This window comes from Sphingomonas chlorellae (genome assembly GCF_056485145.1).
Genome location: NZ_JBQXXM010000001.1, coordinates 1,046,570 through 1,062,788, shown reverse-complemented (window position 1 = coordinate 1,062,788; position 16,219 = coordinate 1,046,570). Strand labels below are relative to the sequence as shown.

Genomic DNA, 16,219 nt, shown 5'->3' with positions numbered 1-16,219 from the left:
TTCCCCCAACCCGAATGGATAGCATAGACCAAAGGCGGATTGAATCGCTTTATACACTGCAAAAGCGACACTTAACGGGACAGTTCCCCCTCCCCTTCCCCCGGAAACATCTTGACTATTTTGCGCGCGATGTCCGGCGCGTGTCCGGCCCGCAGCATCGCGGCAAACTGGCGGCGTTGCGCGTCGGGATCGGCGGGCGCGCTCGCGAACGGGCCGATGCGGCGGCGGCGGGCAAAGACCAGCGCACTGTCCATCGCCGCCGTCTCGGGATCGTCGTCGGGCGGCGGCGCGGCGGCATCGTCGACGCCGGCATGGCGCAACGCCTCGGCAACCCGACGCGCGCCCAGCCCGCGGCGCGCCATCGACCGTGCCTTCGCCGCGGCATAGGCGGCATCGTCGACATAGCCGCGCGCCACCATCCGGTCGGCCAGCGCATCGGGATCGGCGGGGGTTTCGCCGTCCCAGCCGCGCTCGCGCAGCTTGCGGCGCAGATAATCGGCCAGCTTGGCCCTTGTAGTTGCGAAGCGTTCGACGTAGCGGAGCGCGATCCGCTCCAGATCGGCGCTGTCGAGGGGCGGAAGCGGGCGGTGGGTGCGGGCCATGCGCCTTGTTTGTGCCACACTGGCAACCGATTTTGAACCATAGTGCGTAGCAGACGCGGGCGGATGGGCTGCGTCGGGGGAGCACGAACTGCTACCTCACAGGGGCACGGGACATAGAATGATTTTGGAAGACACGGGATCGCAACAACAAGCCGCGGAGACGACGACGGTCGCTCCCACCCCCACCGACGATACGCTGCCGCGCCGCCTGGCCGACTTCGCCACCTTGGGCGAGGCGCTGGACTATGCCGCGCGCGGCCGTCGGGGGATGAATTTCCATGACCCGCGCGGCACGCTGGTGCGCCCCTATCCCTTTTCCGAACTGCGCACCGACGCGCTGCGTCAGGCGCATCGCCTGATCGCCGCGGGCGTCCGGCCGCAGGATCGCGTCGCGCTGATCGCGGAGACCGGGGCGGAGTTCGCCGCGCTGTTCTTCGGCGTCGTCTATGCCGGCGCGTGGCCGGTGCCGCTGCCGCTGCCGACCAGCTTCGGCGGGGCGCAGTCCTACATCGACCAGCTTCGCGTCCAGCTCGACAGCTGCGACCCGACGATGCTGCTCTTCCCGCCCGAACTCGGCGCGATGTGCGCAGAGGCGGCGCGGCTTGCGGGGACGCAGGGGATCGCCTGGGACGAATTCGACACGCGCCCCGCACCCGAGGCCCCGCTGCCGCAGGCGAAGAGCGACGACATCGCCTATCTGCAATATTCCAGCGGTTCGACGCGCTTTCCGCATGGCGTGGCGATCACGCACCATGCGCTGCTCAACAACCTCGCCGCGCATTCGCACGGGATGCAGCTTCGCGAGACCGACCGCTGCGTCTCGTGGCTGCCCTGGTATCACGACATGGGGCTGGTCGGCTGCTTCCTGTCGATCGTGGCCAACCAGGTCTCGACCGACTATCTCAAGACCGAGGATTTCGCGCGGCGTCCGCTCGCCTGGCTCGACATGGTCAGCCGCAATCCGGGCACCAGCATCTCCTATTCGCCGACCTTCGGCTACGACATCTGCGCGCGCCGCATCTCGACCCAGACGCGCGCGAGCGAGCGGTTCGACCTGTCGCGCTGGCGCGTCGCGGGCAACGGCGCCGACATGATCCGGCCCGACGTGATGCAGTCGTTCGTCGACGCTTTCGCCGATGCGGGCTTCAACGCCTCGGCCTTCCTGCCCAGCTACGGCCTTGCCGAGGCGACGCTCGCGGTGTCGCTGATGCCGCCGGGCGAAGGGATCGTGGTCGAGCTGGTCGAGGAAACGCAGCTTTCGGGCAGCCCCCAGGGCAGCGGCCGGCCGCAGCGTTTCCGCGCGATCGTCAATTGCGGCAAGCCGGTGAAGGACATGCGGGTCGAGGTGCGCGAGGAAGACGGCACGCCGCTTCCCGAACGCGCGATCGGCAAGGTGTGGTGCAAGGGGCCGTCGCTGATGGTCGGCTATTTCCGCGACCAGGAATCGACCGACGCCTGCATGAAGGACGGCTGGCTCGACACCGGTGACATGGGCTATATGTCCGACGGCTATATCTACATTGTCGGCCGGGCGAAGGACATGATCATCGTCAACGGCCGCAATCACTGGCCGCAGGACATCGAATGGGCGGTCGAGCAGCTTCCCGGCTTCAAGCAGGGCGATATCGCCGCCTTCGCGATCACCACGCCCGGCGGCGAGGAGACGCCGGCGGTGCTCGTCCAGTGCCGCACCTCGGACGATCGCGAACGCGCGCGGCTGCGCGACGAGATTCGCGAGCGCGTCCGCGCGGTCACCGGCATGAACTGCGTGATCGAACTGGTGCCGCCGCGCACGCTGCCGCGCACCAGCTCGGGCAAGCTCAGCCGCGCCAAGGCGCGCAATCTCTACCTCGCGGGCGCGATCAAGCCCTACGACATCGCCGCCTGACCGGCCGCCGCGCCGGCGGCCGATGACGACCGGGCCGGATGCGCCGGCGGGTTCGCCCGCGGCGCATCCCCCGTCCCGGCTTTTTCCAAAACCTGCCGCCGCCGCAACCAGTCGCTAACCAGCGCGGCTGTATGTTCGGCGGGTGACCAGCCAGACCAATTCGCAATTCGCGTCGCCGCGGATCAACGCCTGGGCGCTGCTCGGGCTCTATGACCCTGCCGATTCGACCGATTGGGGACCGATCCGCGCGGCCCAGCTGCGCGCCGGCGGCCGCTATGCGCTCGCCCTGTTCGCCGCCAATCTGGTCGGTGCGGGGCTGCTGGTGATGGCGCTCGCCGGGCGCGAGCCGCTGTGGCAGCTCGTCGGCTGGGGCGGCGTCACCGCGATGATCGCGTGCGCGGTCGCGCTGCGCCGCCTGCGCCATCGGTCGAGCGACCGGACCACCGCCAGCCTCGAGGAAGTCCGCGAGACCGCGCTCGAGGGGCTGGCGCTCGGCGCGATCTGGGCGGTGCCGCCGCTCGCCTTCGGCCGCGCGGCCGATGCGCCGACCTATGCCGCGCTGCTGCTCGTGCTGTCGATCCTGATGACCGCCGCCGCCGTCACGGCCGCGGCGCTGCCGCTGTCGACGCTGCTCTTCGTCACCGTCGCGGGTGGCGCGCTTGCCGTCCAGCTCGCGCTGCAGGGCTTTTCGGTGCTCGCCGCCGCCGCAGGGCTGTTCATGCTTCTCCTCATCGTCGCGACGATCGAGCGCGGCCGCGCGCTCGTCGTGATCCGCGCCGCCGAGATCGCGATCGCCGAGCGCGACGAGACCGTCAGCCTGTTGCTGCGCGAGTTCGAGGATGCCGGCTCCGACTGGCTGTGGGAAATCGACGCCCAGCGCCGCGTCGTCCGCGCCAATCCGCGTTTCGCGCTGTCGATCGGCGCCGATCCCGCGACGATCAACGGCACGCCCTTCCTCCAGCTTCTCGCCGGTCCAAGCTGGGACACCGGCGATTTCGCGCCCGAGCTGCGCCAGCTCGCCGACAAGCTCAAGCAGCGCGAGGCGTTCCGCGACCTGCTCCTCCCCGTGCTCGTCGACGGCCAGCAGCGCTGGTGGGAGATGTCGGCCAGCCCGCGCTTCGACGATCGCGGCGCCTTTGTCGGCTTTCGCGGCGTCGGCTCCGACGTCACCGAACAGCGGCGCTCGGCGGACAAGATCAACCGCATGGCGCGCTTCGACACGCTCACCGGGCTGCCCAACCGCCTTCACGTCAACGAAGCGCTCGTCCGCGCGGTCGCCGATGCCGAGCAATGGGGCGCGCGCTGCGCCTTCATGATGATCGACCTCGATCGCTTCAAGGCGGTCAACGACACGCTCGGCCATCCGGTCGGCGACCGGCTGCTCGGCCGCGTGTCCGAGCGGCTTCAGCAGATGATGACCGACAACGAGATCATCGGCCGCCTCGGCGGCGACGAATTCGCCGTCGTCGTCCGCGATGCCAACGACAGCGCGCGCGTCGAACGGCTCGCGCGGACGATCATCGAGGTACTGTCGCGGCCCTATGAGGTCGACAACCACACGCTCTATATCGGCGCCTCGGTCGGTCTTGCGATCGGCCCGCGCGACGGTCGCACCGCCGAGATGCTGATCCGCTCGGCCGACCTCGCGCTCTATCGCTCGAAGGACCAGGGCGGCGGCGTCTTCCACGCCTATGAGCCCCAGCTCCACGTCGCCGCCGAGGAACGCCGTGTGCTCGAGATCGCGCTGCGCAGCGCGGTCGAGAACGGCCAGCTCCACCTCGCCTATCAGCCGGTGGTCAGCGCCGCGACGGGACAGCTCAACGGGTTCGAGGCGCTGGTGCGCTGGACGCATCCGGAACATGGCGCGATCCCGCCGTCCAAGTTCATCCCGCTCGCCGAGGATGCGCGGCTGATCGTGCCGATCGGCGAATGGGTGCTGCGTACCGCCTGCCAGGAGGCCGCGCGCTGGCACGTCCCGGCGCGCATCGCGGTCAATGTCAGCCCCGAACAGCTCCACAACCCCGCCTTTGCCAGCGTCGTCGCCCAGGCGCTCGCCCAGTCGGGGCTGCCGGCCGAACGGCTCGAACTCGAAGTCACCGAAAGCGTGTTCATGCGCGAAGGCACCGCCGCGACGCAGGTGCTCGAAAAGGTGCTCGACCTCGGCGTGCGGCTCAGCCTCGACGATTTCGGCACCGGCTATTCGTCGCTCGGCTATCTGGCGCACACGCGCTTCAGCTCGATCAAGATCGACCGCAGCTTCATCCAGGCCGCGGCGCGCGGCGGCAAGGAGGCGGTCGCGATCATCCGCGCCGTCGTCGCGCTCGCCGAAAGCCTCGGCATGGCCACCACCGCCGAGGGGGTGGAGACCGAGGAGGAGCATCTGATGGTCCAGCGGTTCGGCTGCACCAAGGTCCAGGGCTATTATTTCGGCCGTCCCCTCCCGGTCGAGGAGGCGCGCCAGCTCACGATGCACGATCCGGACAGCATCGCCGCCGCCTGACCGGGGCGACGTCCGCGCCCCGGCGGCCGCATCGTCCCGGCCGCGCGATTTGCGGCGCACGATTTCTCGCCCATGCGGTGCGTCTCCCCCCTTGCGGCGGGGCGCGGACCCCGCTAGATGCCGCCGAACCAACCCGCCCCGGCACGCACGCCGCGCCAGGGCCGGTGGGATTAGGGGCGTAGCTCAGCTGGTTAGAGCGTCGGTCTCCAAAACCGAAGGCCCTCGGTTCGAATCCGAGCGCCCCTGCCATTTCCCGACAGCGCGAATCATCCTGCCGCCGCATCCGTGCGCCGCGCGCGCGTCCGCCGCGACACCGCTTCGATTGCACCGCAGCGCGGAACCTGCAAAGGCGGGGCAAACGTCCCTAGGAAACCGGATACGCATGTTTCGCCCGATGTATGACTGGGTGCTGCGCATGGCGCATCACCGCCACGCGCTGCGCAGCCTCGCGATCGTCGCTTTTGCGGAAAGCAGCTTCTTTCCCATCCCCCCCGACGCGATGGTCGTGCCGATGGTGCTCGCGCGCCGCGACCGCGCCTATACGATCGCGGCGGTGTGCACGATCGCCTCGGTGCTCGGCGCGATGCTCGGCTATGCGATCGGCTATTACCTGCTCGAAAGCGTCGGCCAGTGGCTGATCCAGCTCTATCACATGCAGGAAAAGATCGGGCAGTTTCAGCATATGTACGGCGAATACGGCGCCGCGATCATCCTGCTGAAGGGGCTCACCCCCATTCCGTTCAAGCTGGTGACGATCGCCAGCGGCATCGCGCACTTCAACTTCCCGCTGTTCGTGCTGCTGTGCGCGATCACGCGCGGCGCGCGCTTCTTCCTGATCGCCGCGCTGCTCCGCCGCTTCGGCCAGCCGGTGCAGACCTTCATCGAGGAACGGCTCAACCTCTTCGCCTGGGGTTTCCTGATCCTGCTCGTCGGGGGTTTCGTCGCGGTCGCCTATCTCTGATGCGCGGCGGCGGCGCTTCGCCATGGCAGACCTTGCGCCGCCGTGGCGAAGCGTCTAGATAGAGGGCTCAATCCGACAGCGCGGAAGGAAAAGCGCCGGTCCCTCGCAAGGGCCGGGCAGCGGACCCATGCCCCGCAACCGGAACAAGTTTTAGCGAGGGTGGCCCAGGTGGCAAAGACCAGTCCCGTCGAATTCATGAACCAGGTGAAGGCCGAGGCCAAGAAGGTCGTCTGGCCGACGCGCAAGGAAACGATCATGACCGGCGTCATGGTGTTGATCATGACGTCGCTTCTCGGCATGTTCTTCCTTGGCGTGGACGCGTTCTTCGACGCGGTTGTCCGCTTCCTGCTCAGCCTCGCTCAGTAAAGGGACGCCGATGTCGCGCTGGTACATCATCCACGCCTATTCCGGATTCGAGGGCAAGGTTCGCGATCAGATCCTTGCCGACGCCACCCGTCTCGGGCTCGAACGCTTCGTCGACGCGGTCGAGGTGCCGACCGAAACCGTCACCGAGGTTCGCCGCGGCAAGAAGATCCAGGCCGAACGCAAGTTCTTCCCGGGCTATGTTCTTGCCAAGCTCGACATGAACGATGACGTCTATCACCTGGTGAAGAACACGCCGAAGGTGACGGGCTTCCTCGGCGCCAGCGGCAAGCCCCAGCCGATCACCGAGAACGAGGCTGCACGCATCCTCAACACCAAGGAAGAGGCCGCCGCTGCGGCGCCCAAGACCAAGGTCAAGGTCGATTACGACATCGGCGACACGGTCAAGGTCGTCTCGGGCAACTTCGCGACCTTCTCGGGCGTGGTCGAGGAACTCGATTACGACAAGAACCGGGTCAAGGTCTCGATCTCGATCTTCGGCCGCGCGACCCCGCTCGAACTCGGTTTCGAGGACGTCGAACGCGCCAAGTAACGCGCCCCGCCCGGCCGCCACGGCGGCACGGGTCCGGGCAACGACCAGCAAGAAGCCGGGGCGCAAGCTCCGGCTTTTTTGCTGCCGGGCCGCTGCCGCTCGTCGTGGCCGCTGAAATCCGCTTGCCGTCCCCTGCCGGCTGCCGCCAATAAACACGCCGCCCGGCGCCGGGGCGCCGCATCGGGGGGATCTGCCATGTCGAACACCACACCGGCCCAGACGCGCGCGCGGATTGCGCTTGCGGCGGCGATCGCGGTCGCGGCGCTGTGGATCGGCGCGGCGTTCGTGCCGTCGGTGCTGTGGGCGGGCGTGCTCGCCATCGCGGTCGAGCCGCTGCGGACGCGACTGCTCGACCGCTGGCCGGGGCGGGAGACGGTGGTGGCGGCGCTGCTCACGCTCGCTGTGGTGCTGATCGTCCTCGTCCCGCTCGTGCTCGCCGCGTCGCAGGCGGTGGTCGAGGCGCAGGCGGCGTTCGGCTGGATCGCCCAGGCGCGCGCGCACGGCGTTCCCGTTCCCGACTGGGTCGCACGGCTGCCCTGGGGTTCGGCCGAGCTCACCGCCTGGTGGACCACGCACCTCGCCACCCCCGCCGCGGCGACGGCGGAGATCGGGCGGCTCGACCATAGCCTGTGGCTCAGCCGTTCGGGTGCGCTCACGCACGGGATCGTCCGTCGCGCGGTGGTGTTCGGCTTCACGATCGTCGTGCTGTTCTTTCTGTTGCGCGATCGCGATTCGATCGTGCGCCAGCTCGAACGCGGCGCGACGCGCGCCTTCGGCGACGCCGGCGAGCGGCTGGGACGCCAGATCTTCGCCGCGGTGCGCGGTGCGGTCGACGGGCTCGTCCTGCTCGGCTTCGCGCAGGGCATCCTGATGGCGATCCTCTACTTCTCCGGCGGCGTGCCGCACCCACTCCTGCTCGGGCTGTTCTCGGGGCTCGCCTCGATGGTGCCGTTCGGCCTCGTCGCGGTGCTCGCGGTCGCGGTGCTGCTGCTGGTCGCGCAGGGCAGCGTCGTCGCCGCGATCGTCGTCGGCGCGATCGGCTTCGCGCTCAACTTCGTCATCGATCATTTCCTGCGCCCGGGGCTGATCGGCGGGACGACGCGCCTGCCCTTCGTGTGGGTGCTGATCGGCATCGTCGGCGGCGTCGAGACGATCGGGCTGCTCGGGCTGTTCGTCGGGCCGGCGGTGATGGCGGCGCTGGTGCTGATCTGGCGCGAATGGGTCGCCGACGGCGATATCGGCGGCCCCGACCTGCCGGGCGCCCCGCCCGCGCACCCCTGACCGCCGCCGCCCGGCGCAACCCCTTGACAAATGGGCGAAAGTTCGCCATATGTTCCGGTGCTCACCGCCTGCTTCACACGATGAACGAGCCTAAACTTCCTAAACTTCGCCCGCCGCGACGGGGGCGGATCGCACCGCGGGGCATTGCATCGCCGCGCCACATCGGCTAAGGGCGCGCGCTTCCAGCGCATTCGTGGTGGAACCATGCGGGAGGCGGCCATGCGGCCGTCGCTTGACCGCTCGACTTGAAAGAGAGTGACATGGCAAAGAAAATTACCGGCTATATCAAGCTGCAGGTGCCGGCCGGCGCCGCCAACCCCTCGCCCCCGATCGGCCCGGCGCTGGGTCAGCGCGGCGTGAACATCATGGAATTCTGCAAGGCGTTCAACGCCCAGACCGGCGATGTCGAAAAGGGCACGCCGCTGCCCACGATCATCACCGTCTATGCGGACCGTTCGTTCTCGTTCGAGACCAAGACGCCGCCCGCCACCTATCTTCTGAAGAAGGCCGTCAACCTCAAGTCGGGCTCGAAGGAGCCGGGCAAGGTCGTCGCCGGCAAGATCACGCGCGCCAAGCTCGCCGAGATCGCCGAGATGAAGATGAAGGACCTGAACGCGAACGACATCGAGGCCGCGACCCGCATCATCGAGGGCTCCGCCCGTGCGATGGGCCTCCAGGTGGTGGAGGGCTGAGACCATGGCAAAGCTGACCAAGAAGCAGAAGAGCTGGACCGTCGACAGCCAGAAGCTGCACGGCGTCGATGAGGCGATCGCGATCGTCAAGGCGAATGCGACCGCGAAGTTCGACGAGACCGTCGAGGTCGCGCTCAACCTGGGCGTCGATCCGCGCCACGCCGACCAGATGGTCCGCGGCGTCGTCACCCTGCCCGCGGGCACCGGCAAGACCGTGCGCGTCGGCGTGTTCGCCCGTGGCGCCAAGGCCGATGAAGCCAAGGCCGCCGGTGCGGACGTCGTCGGTGCCGAGGATCTGATGGAAGCCATCCAGGGCGGCAAGATCGACTTCGATCGCTGCATCGCGACCCCGGACATGATGGGCCTCGTCGGCCGTCTCGGTAAGGTGCTGGGTCCGAAGGGCCTGATGCCGAACCCGAAGCTCGGCACCGTGACGATGAACGTCGCCGAAGCCGTCAAGGCGGCCAAGGGCGGCCAGGTCGAATACCGCGTCGAAAAGGCCGGCATCATCCATTCGGGCATCGGCAAGGCGAGCTTCTCGGCCGAGGATCTGCGCAAGAACTTCGACGCGCTGGTCGATGCGGTCGTCAAGGCCAAGCCGTCGGGCGCCAAGGGCAAGTATCTGAAGAAGGCGGCGCTGTCGTCCTCGATGGGCCCGGGCGTGCGCCTCGACGTGACCGAGATCGCGACGGCCTGATCGCCGTCATCGGTTTCGAAATCAGGAAAGGGCCGGGAGCGATCCCGGCCCTTTTCGCGTGAACGGGGGAGGAAGAAGGGCGGCTCAGCCCTCGCCGTACAGGTCGGGCCGCCAGTTGCGTGTCACCGTCACCCGGTCGCCCAGCCGAACGACGCGGAACAGCAGTGCCGCGAACTCGTCGGGCACGCCGATGCAGCCATGGGTGGCATAGCGGTTCTCGACCACGTCGCCGCTGCCGTGGATCGAAATGCCGTCCCAGGTCAGCCGCATCATGTACGGCATCGGGGCGCCATAGAGGTTGGAGACATGGTGCCGATCCTTCTGGAGCACCGTGAAGCTGCCGAGCGGGGTCGGCATCTCGTCGGCGCCATAGATCAGGATCGTGCGCCCGATCTCCACTCCGCCGCGATAGACGTACATCCGGTCGCGTGCGACATCGGCGACGATCTCGATCCGCCCGGTCCGCGGGGCATGCGTCGTCTCCCACAGATATTCGCCGGGCTCGAGCGGCGAATCGACGTCCAGAACGCCGCGCACCGCCGGTCCCCGCTGGACGGTTCCGGCCGGGGCGGCGACGGCCGGAACCGCTGCGGGAACCAGCGCGGCGCCGGCCAGCATCAGCGCCAGCGCGCGAATCACGGCGCCGGAGGCGCGCTTCGGGGCATGGTTTCGGCTCATGCCACCCTCTATTCCCCGCCCGGGCGGCGCTGGCCAGTCCCCGAAATCCCGCTGTGCCGCCGGGGGACGGCATCCGGCGACGTTAACCGCCGCGATGACCCGCGCCGTCCCGGCTTGCGGCCGATTGACTTTTCGTCCGCAGCCGCTATGTGCGCAGCCTCGTGCATGGGCTTGCCCCCTGCGCGTGCCGTCCGAGACAGCGAGCGACCGGGATCTGCCGGTCTTAATCTCTCGCCAAGACGGGGACAGATTTTTTCGGATCTTCCGCCCTGCCCTGGTTGCAGCGCGGCGTTCCGGGTCATGCCGGGGAAACCTCTGGCCGCTGACGATCGTGCCCCTCGGACATCGATGTAACCGGTCCTCGCTTCCGGCGGGGATCATAACGAGGAGACCGGCATGGATCGTTCCCAGAAGACCGAAGCCGTTGCCGAGCTGAACCGTACCTTCAACGAGGTCGGCGTGGTGGTCGTCACCCGCAACCTCGGCATGTCCGTCAAGCAGTCGACGGACCTGCGCAACAAGGTGCGCGACGCCGGTGCGAGCTACAAGGTCGCGAAGAACCGCCTTGCCAAGATTGCCGCTCAGGACACCGATTACTCGGTGATCGCGGACCTGCTTACGGGTCCGACGGCGCTCGCCACCTCGGTCGACCCCGTGGCTGCGGCCAAGGTTGTCGTCGAGTTCGCGAAGACCACCGACAAGATCGAGATCGTCGGTGGCGCGATGGGCGCCCAGCTGCTCGACGCCGAAGGCGTGAAGGCGCTTGCCTCGCTGCCGTCGCTCGACGAGCTGCGCGGCAAGATCGTCGGCCTGCTTCAGGCGCCGGCGAGCAAGCTTGCGGCGGTCACGCAGGCGCCGGCCAGCCAGCTGGCCCGCGTCTTCAAGGCATATGCGGAAAAGGACGCCGCGTAAGCGGTATCCCCCCTGCGACTTATTCCCGAAACCATCTGAATTTGATTGGAGTTTACCATGGCTGACCTGAACGCGCTCGTTGACCAGCTTTCGGAACTGACCGTCCTCGAAGCCGCCGAGCTGTCGAAGATGCTCGAAGACAAGTGGGGCGTCACCGCCGCTGCTCCGGTTGCGGTTGCGGCCGTTGCCGGCGCCGGCGCTGCGGCTCCGGCTGCTGAAGAGAAGACCGAGTTCGACGTGATCCTCACCGGCGACGGTGGCAAGAAGATCAACGTCATCAAGGAAGTCCGCGCGATCACCTCGCTCGGCCTGACCGAAGCCAAGGCGCTCGTCGAAGGCGCGCCGAAGCCGGTCAAGGAAGGCGTGTCGAAGGACGAGGCCGAGAAGATCAAGAAGCAGCTGGAAGAAGCCGGCGCGACTGTCGAGATCAAGTAAGCCTCGGCTGCACTTCGCAGCAGAGTTCGGGAAGGGCGGTGCCGCAAGGCGCCGCCCTTTTCGCATGCCCCGAAACCGCCGCCCGTCCCTGCCCCGTCGCCCTGCACAAAAACCCCCGGCAACCGTCGGGCTGCCGGGGGATCAGGGCGATCCGATGGCGCCGGGCCGGCCGGCGCCAGTGCGATCAAGTTCAGAAGCGGCCGCTCAGTTCCACGCCATAGAAACGCGGCTCGCCCGGAATATAGGTGGGGTCGCCAAAGGCACCGCCGGTGTTGCCGGCGTCGAGCAGATACTTCTCGTTGGTGATGTTGCGCATCCATCCCGCCACTTCGTAGCGGCCGTTGGCAAAGCTCACACCGGCGCGGGCGTTGAACAGCGTCGTCGCCTTCTGCGAGATCGCCTCCTTGTTCGGCAGCTCGAAATAGATCTTGCTGCGATAGGTCACGCTCGGCGTCGCGAAGAAGCGGATGCCGTCGCCCAGCGGCGCGTCGATCGTGAAGCCGGCCGCCGCCTGGGTTCCGGGCTGCAGGCGGAACTTGTTGCCGCGGAACTGGCCGTTGGCGGCGTTGTCGTCAATCCCGCCGTCGATATAGCCGATATTGCCGAACACGTTCAGCCACTTCGCCGGCTTCAGGTTCAGCTCGGCCTCGACGCCCAGATTGCCGGCGCTGCCCGCGCTCTGCGTCACGCTCTTGCCGCTGCTGTCGGTCACGCTCACCTGGAAGTTGTCGTACTTCTGGTAATAGACGCCCAGCGAGCCCGACAGCATGCCCAGCTTGCCCTTGATGCCGCCTTCATAGTTCCAGACGGTTTCCTCGGGCACCGGCGTCAGGCGCTGCGCCAGCACGCCGTTCACCTTCTGCGCGTCGAGCTGGACGACCGGCGAGCGGCGCCCCTTCGACACGGTGGCATAGAGGTTGATGTCGGCGTTCAGCCGGAACAGCGCGTTGAAGCGCGGCAGCACCGCCTGGAAGCTGTCGTGCGCCCACAGCGTCGTGCCCCCGGTATCGACCTGGCCGGGGATCAGCGCGCCCTTGGTCAGCACCGAATTGGGAACGATCGCATAATAGCCCGACTTGCGCCGTTCGGCGAGCACGCGCACGCCCGCAGTGAGTTCCAGCCGATCGACCGGCTTCCAGGCGACGTCGGCGAACACCGACCAGCTGTCGTTGACGCCCAGATTGGCGAAGGTCGAGCTGTAGGGCAGCACGGTCGCCAGCCCCTTGGTCAACAAGGCCGTCGCCTGGCTCGCCGTCACCGTGCCGTTCGGCGCGACGCAGCCAAGGCCCTGGATCACATTCTGCGCGCACTGGGCAAAGGTGCCTTCCTCGGTCGAGAAGGGCACGACCTGACGGTTGTTTTCGTGGAAGAAGTTCCACCCCGCCGAAACGCGCAGTCCGTCGCCGGTATAGGTGAAGCGCGATTCGTGGTTCACCTGCCAGCCCTTGGCGTTCTCGGCGAACTCCAGATACCAGGCGGCCGAGCCGTCGGCGTCGAACACCTCGCGCGAATCGAAGTCGCGATAGCCGTTGACGGTGGTGAAGTTCCAGTGATCGGCAAAGTCATAGGACAGCGTCAGGTTGCCGTCATAGACGTTGCGGCGCAGCCCGAGATGGTCATAGCCGAGCGTCGCCTTGGAGACCGGCGAGCCCGAAAGATTGGCGTCGCCGAACGGATTGCCCGGCCCGCTCGCGGTCGGATAGAGCTTCGACACGAACGGCGTGCCGCTGTTGCGCTGGCGGTCGAAGGTGCCGATCAGGTCGACGGTCAGCTTGTCGTTGGGCGTGAAGCGCAGCGATCCGCGCAGGCCGAACTGGTTCTGGGCGTACAGGTCGTCCTGCGTCGCCGACAGATTGTGCACGTAACCGTCGTGCTTCTTGTATTCGAACGCGATGCGGCCCGCGATCACCTCGTTGCCCAGGTTGACCATGCCGCGCAGCACCCGCGAATCATAATTGCCGATGCCGCCGGTAAGCGCGCTTTCATAGCCGGCCTTGGGACGGGCCGAGATCATGCTGATCGCGCCCACCGCGGCGGCGGTGCCGAACAGCGTCGCCTGCGGCCCCTTCACCACCTCGATCCGCTCGAGATCGTAGACGGCCTGATAGACGCCGCGCGACCGCGAAATGTCGACGCCGTTGTAATAGACGGTGACGCGCGGGGCCTGCTGCGCCGAACCGCTGTCCGAGGTGATGCCGCGGATCACGATGCCCGGATTGTTCGCGCTCTGCTCCTGGATGTTGAGCCCGGGGATATAGGCCGCGACCTCGTCCAGATCCGAAACGCCCAGCGCCTCCATCCGCGCGGCCGACACCGCCGAGATGGTGATCGGCACGTCGTTGGCGCGCTGTTCGACCTTCTGGGCGGTGACGATGATGTCGGTGTCGCTGGCGGCGCCCGCCTGCTGCGCCTGGGCGTCGGCGGATGCCGGTGCCGCCGTCTGCGCCTGCGCTGCGAATCCGGAAACGCTGCAAAGCAACGCTGCGACCGTACCAATCTGCTTGTGCATTTTGCCCTCCCTGTGGAAGCCGGTCCCCTGTCGGGTGGGCGTTTCATTACCAAGACAGATCGATTGCGATTCCATGGCGCACAATGCTTTTGTTGGGCGGCGCAGCGTGAACGCACGAATATGCGCGTGAAACGCAAGCCGCCGCCGCCCTGCCCCGGCATGGCATCCGGGACGGGGCGGCGGCGGTGATGCGCCTTGCTTCTTACTTGGCGGCGGCGTCGACCGGCGCGATCGGCAACAGCACCGCGCTCGACTGCGCGCCGCCATAGACGATCGTCACCGTCGCCTTCTGGTAATCGCTCGGCTTCGCAAAGAAGATGTTCTCGACATATTTCTGCGGGTTGCGATCATAGACGGGGAACAGCGTCGACTGCACCTGCACCATGATCCGGTGGCCGGGCTGGAACGTGTGGTTCACCGTCGGCAGCCGGAACTTGTACTCCTGCACCTTGCCCGCCGGGATCGGCTGCGGATGCTCGAACGAGTTGCGATAGCGGCCGCGGAAGATGTCCATCGCGATCGGCAGCTGGAACCCGCCCATCTCCTTCTGGCTCGCCATCTCTTCGGGATAGACGTCGATCACCTTGACGACGAAATCGCCGTCGGTGCCCGTCGTCTTGGCAAAGATGTCGGCGATCGGCGCACCCGAAAGCCGCATCGGCTGGGTCAGCGGTTCGGTGACATAGGTGAGCACGTCGGGGCGCCCTTCGACGAAACGCTGATCGGTGACCAGATAGGTGCCCCAGCGCCCGTCGCCCAGGTTGATCGGCCGCGGCAGGTGCGGCACCGGCTTGGCGGGGTCCGAGACATAGCTGTCTTCGCCGGCGGCGGGCTTATCGAAGCCGGCCTGCTCGCTCTTCGTCAGATAGAGCGGGGTAAGCCGCTCGGCGAGCGGCCAGCGGTTGAGATATTCCCAGCGGTTCTCGCCGGTGTTGTAGATGCTCGCGGTTGCCGGACGGAAGGCCGGCGCACCGTCCTTCAGATGGGCGTTGAAGAACGGCAGCAGGATATCGCGGCGCGCCTGGAGCGCGGTGTCGCCCTCGAACTCGAGCTGGCCGAGCTTCGAGCCGTTATAGTTGAACTGCGAATGGCGCCACGGGCCCATCAGCAGGAAGTTGTTGTTCGCCTGCGGCGTCTTCTGCAGTTCTTCCCAGGCATGCACCGCGCCGTACATGTCCTCGTGGTCCCACAGCCCCTGCTCCCACAGCGTCGGCACGTTCGAAGGGTTGGCGGCCAGGATCTTGTCGAGCGCCTGCCCCTGCCAGAAGGCGTCATAGGCGACGTGCTGGCTCAGCTTCTGCCAGAAGGGCAGCTGGTCATAACCGTATTTCTTGGCCCAGTCGCCGGCCGAACCGATCTTGCGGAACGTATCATAATCGTCCCAGCCGCCGCTCGGCGGGGTCGGCCCGCCCGCCTTGTAGCCGGTGATGCCCGAGATCCAGCCGATATTGGGCAGGCGGAAGGCGCCATGGTGGAACCAGTCGTCGCCCATCCAGCCGTCGATCATCGGGCTTTCCGGCGCCGCGACCTTGAGCGCCGGGTGCGGGTGGAGCAGCGCCATCACCACGGTCCAGCCCTCATAGGACGATCCGAGCATGCCGACCTTGCCGTTCGACTCGGGCACATTCTTGACCAGCCAGTCGATCGCGTCCCACGCATCGGTCGTGTCGTCGACCTTGGTCGGGTTGAGCGGCCCCACCGGCGGGCGCGTGACGACGAACTCGCCCTCCGAACCGTATTTGCCGCGGATGTCCTGGAAAACGCGGATATAGCCCGCCTTGACGAAGACCTCGTCGCCTTCGGGCAGCGCCGACAGCATCTTGTTGCTGTCCATCCGGCGCGCACGGCCGCCGGCATTATAGGGCGTGCGCGTGAACAGGATCGGTGCGTTCTTGGCGCCCTTCGGCACCACGATGACGGTGAACAGCTTGGTCCCGTCGCGCATCGGCACCATCACCTCGCGGCGGACATAGTCCTTCGAGGCCTCCGGGAGCGTGAACTTCTCGGGAATGTCGTTGAAGCCCGGCGTGCGCGTGGGCGCCTGCTGGGCCACGGCCCCCGTTCCGGCCGCCACCGCGACCAAGGCAAGCCCGGCAAGGGCCAGATGACGATACCCCATTTGAATCTCCCCGAGAGCGCGCCGTTGCG

Annotated in this window: 14 protein-coding genes and 1 tRNA gene; 11 read left to right on the top strand and 4 right to left on the bottom strand. The window is 67.4% G+C overall.

What is annotated here, in order from left to right:
- Positions 1–71: 71 nt before the first annotated feature.
- A complete protein-coding gene (locus ACT3CF_RS04890; RefSeq protein ID WP_478420791.1) occupies positions 72–602 on the bottom strand; it encodes a regulatory protein RecX in 531 nt (176 codons plus the stop codon).
- A gap of 118 nt (positions 603–720) precedes the next feature.
- Between ACT3CF_RS04890 and ACT3CF_RS04885 the strand changes: the two genes are divergently transcribed.
- From ACT3CF_RS04885 to rplA, 9 genes are all read left to right on the top strand, one after another.
- Positions 721–2,490: a fatty acyl-AMP ligase gene (locus ACT3CF_RS04885; protein ID WP_478420789.1), complete on the top strand. Its 1,770-nt coding sequence runs from the start codon at positions 721–723 to the stop codon at positions 2,488–2,490.
- 142 nt (positions 2,491–2,632) lie between these two features.
- Positions 2,633–4,990 (top strand): putative bifunctional diguanylate cyclase/phosphodiesterase, encoded by a 2,358-nt coding sequence (locus tag ACT3CF_RS04880; RefSeq protein WP_478420788.1) that lies wholly within the window; start codon positions 2,633–2,635, stop codon positions 4,988–4,990.
- Positions 4,991–5,162: 172 nt separating this feature from the next.
- Positions 5,163–5,239, top strand: a tRNA-Trp gene (locus ACT3CF_RS04875).
- A gap of 133 nt (positions 5,240–5,372) precedes the next feature.
- Entirely contained in the window at positions 5,373–5,951 is a 579-nt protein-coding gene (locus ACT3CF_RS04870) for a YqaA family protein (protein WP_478420787.1), read from the top strand.
- Positions 5,952–6,119: 168 nt separating this feature from the next.
- Positions 6,120–6,317 (top strand): preprotein translocase subunit SecE, encoded by a 198-nt coding sequence (secE, locus tag ACT3CF_RS04865; protein ID WP_478420785.1) that lies wholly within the window; start codon positions 6,120–6,122, stop codon positions 6,315–6,317.
- Between the two features lie 10 nt (positions 6,318–6,327).
- Entirely contained in the window at positions 6,328–6,867 is a 540-nt protein-coding gene (nusG, locus tag ACT3CF_RS04860; protein ID WP_478420784.1) for a transcription termination/antitermination protein NusG, read from the top strand.
- Between the two features lie 195 nt (positions 6,868–7,062).
- Complete coding sequence (locus ACT3CF_RS04855; protein ID WP_478420783.1) at positions 7,063–8,148, top strand: AI-2E family transporter; 1,086 nt, start codon at positions 7,063–7,065, stop codon at positions 8,146–8,148.
- A 260-nt stretch (positions 8,149–8,408) separates the two neighbouring features.
- A complete protein-coding gene (gene rplK / locus ACT3CF_RS04850; protein ID WP_478420781.1) occupies positions 8,409–8,840 on the top strand; it encodes a 50S ribosomal protein L11 in 432 nt (143 codons plus the stop codon).
- 4 nt (positions 8,841–8,844) lie between these two features.
- Positions 8,845–9,537: a 50S ribosomal protein L1 gene (gene rplA, locus ACT3CF_RS04845; protein ID WP_478420780.1), complete on the top strand. Its 693-nt coding sequence runs from the start codon at positions 8,845–8,847 to the stop codon at positions 9,535–9,537.
- Between the two features lie 84 nt (positions 9,538–9,621).
- On the opposite strand, the gene ACT3CF_RS04840 is transcribed toward rplA, so the two are convergent.
- Entirely contained in the window at positions 9,622–10,215 is a 594-nt protein-coding gene (locus ACT3CF_RS04840; RefSeq protein WP_478420779.1) for a L,D-transpeptidase family protein, read from the bottom strand.
- 396 nt (positions 10,216–10,611) lie between these two features.
- Here ACT3CF_RS04840 and rplJ point away from each other — a divergent pair, with 396 nt between their 5' ends.
- A complete protein-coding gene (gene rplJ / locus ACT3CF_RS04835; RefSeq protein ID WP_478420777.1) occupies positions 10,612–11,127 on the top strand; it encodes a 50S ribosomal protein L10 in 516 nt (171 codons plus the stop codon).
- Positions 11,128–11,184: 57 nt separating this feature from the next.
- Entirely contained in the window at positions 11,185–11,562 is a 378-nt protein-coding gene (rplL, locus tag ACT3CF_RS04830; protein WP_478420776.1) for a 50S ribosomal protein L7/L12, read from the top strand.
- Positions 11,563–11,752: 190 nt separating this feature from the next.
- Here the strand turns inward: rplL and ACT3CF_RS04825 are convergent, their stop codons facing one another.
- Entirely contained in the window at positions 11,753–14,071 is a 2,319-nt protein-coding gene (locus tag ACT3CF_RS04825; protein WP_478420775.1) for a TonB-dependent receptor, read from the bottom strand.
- A gap of 202 nt (positions 14,072–14,273) precedes the next feature.
- Positions 14,274–16,190, bottom strand: a complete 1,917-nt coding sequence (locus tag ACT3CF_RS04820; RefSeq protein ID WP_478420774.1) for a CocE/NonD family hydrolase — start codon at positions 16,188–16,190, stop codon at positions 14,274–14,276.
- Between the last annotated feature and the right edge of the window lie 29 nt (positions 16,191–16,219).

Excerpts from the sequence above, each read along its gene's own strand:
- ACT3CF_RS04890 (WP_478420791.1), bottom strand. The coding sequence starts at position 602 with ATGGCCCGCACCCACCGCCCGCTTCCGCCCCTCGACAGCGCCGATCTG.
- ACT3CF_RS04885 (WP_478420789.1), top strand. The coding sequence starts at position 721 with ATGATTTTGGAAGACACGGGATCGCAACAACAAGCCGCGGAGACGACG.
- ACT3CF_RS04870 (WP_478420787.1), top strand. The coding sequence starts at position 5,373 with ATGTTTCGCCCGATGTATGACTGGGTGCTGCGCATGGCGCATCACCGC.
- nusG (WP_478420784.1), top strand. The coding sequence starts at position 6,328 with ATGTCGCGCTGGTACATCATCCACGCCTATTCCGGATTCGAGGGCAAG.
- ACT3CF_RS04855 (WP_478420783.1), top strand. The coding sequence starts at position 7,063 with ATGTCGAACACCACACCGGCCCAGACGCGCGCGCGGATTGCGCTTGCG.
- rplK (WP_478420781.1), top strand. The coding sequence starts at position 8,409 with ATGGCAAAGAAAATTACCGGCTATATCAAGCTGCAGGTGCCGGCCGGC.
- rplA (WP_478420780.1), top strand. The coding sequence starts at position 8,845 with ATGGCAAAGCTGACCAAGAAGCAGAAGAGCTGGACCGTCGACAGCCAG.
- ACT3CF_RS04840 (WP_478420779.1), bottom strand. The coding sequence starts at position 10,215 with ATGAGCCGAAACCATGCCCCGAAGCGCGCCTCCGGCGCCGTGATTCGC.
- rplJ (WP_478420777.1), top strand. The coding sequence starts at position 10,612 with ATGGATCGTTCCCAGAAGACCGAAGCCGTTGCCGAGCTGAACCGTACC.
- rplL (WP_478420776.1), top strand. The coding sequence starts at position 11,185 with ATGGCTGACCTGAACGCGCTCGTTGACCAGCTTTCGGAACTGACCGTC.
- ACT3CF_RS04825 (WP_478420775.1), bottom strand. The coding sequence starts at position 14,071 with ATGCACAAGCAGATTGGTACGGTCGCAGCGTTGCTTTGCAGCGTTTCC.
- ACT3CF_RS04820 (WP_478420774.1), bottom strand. The coding sequence starts at position 16,190 with ATGGGGTATCGTCATCTGGCCCTTGCCGGGCTTGCCTTGGTCGCGGTG.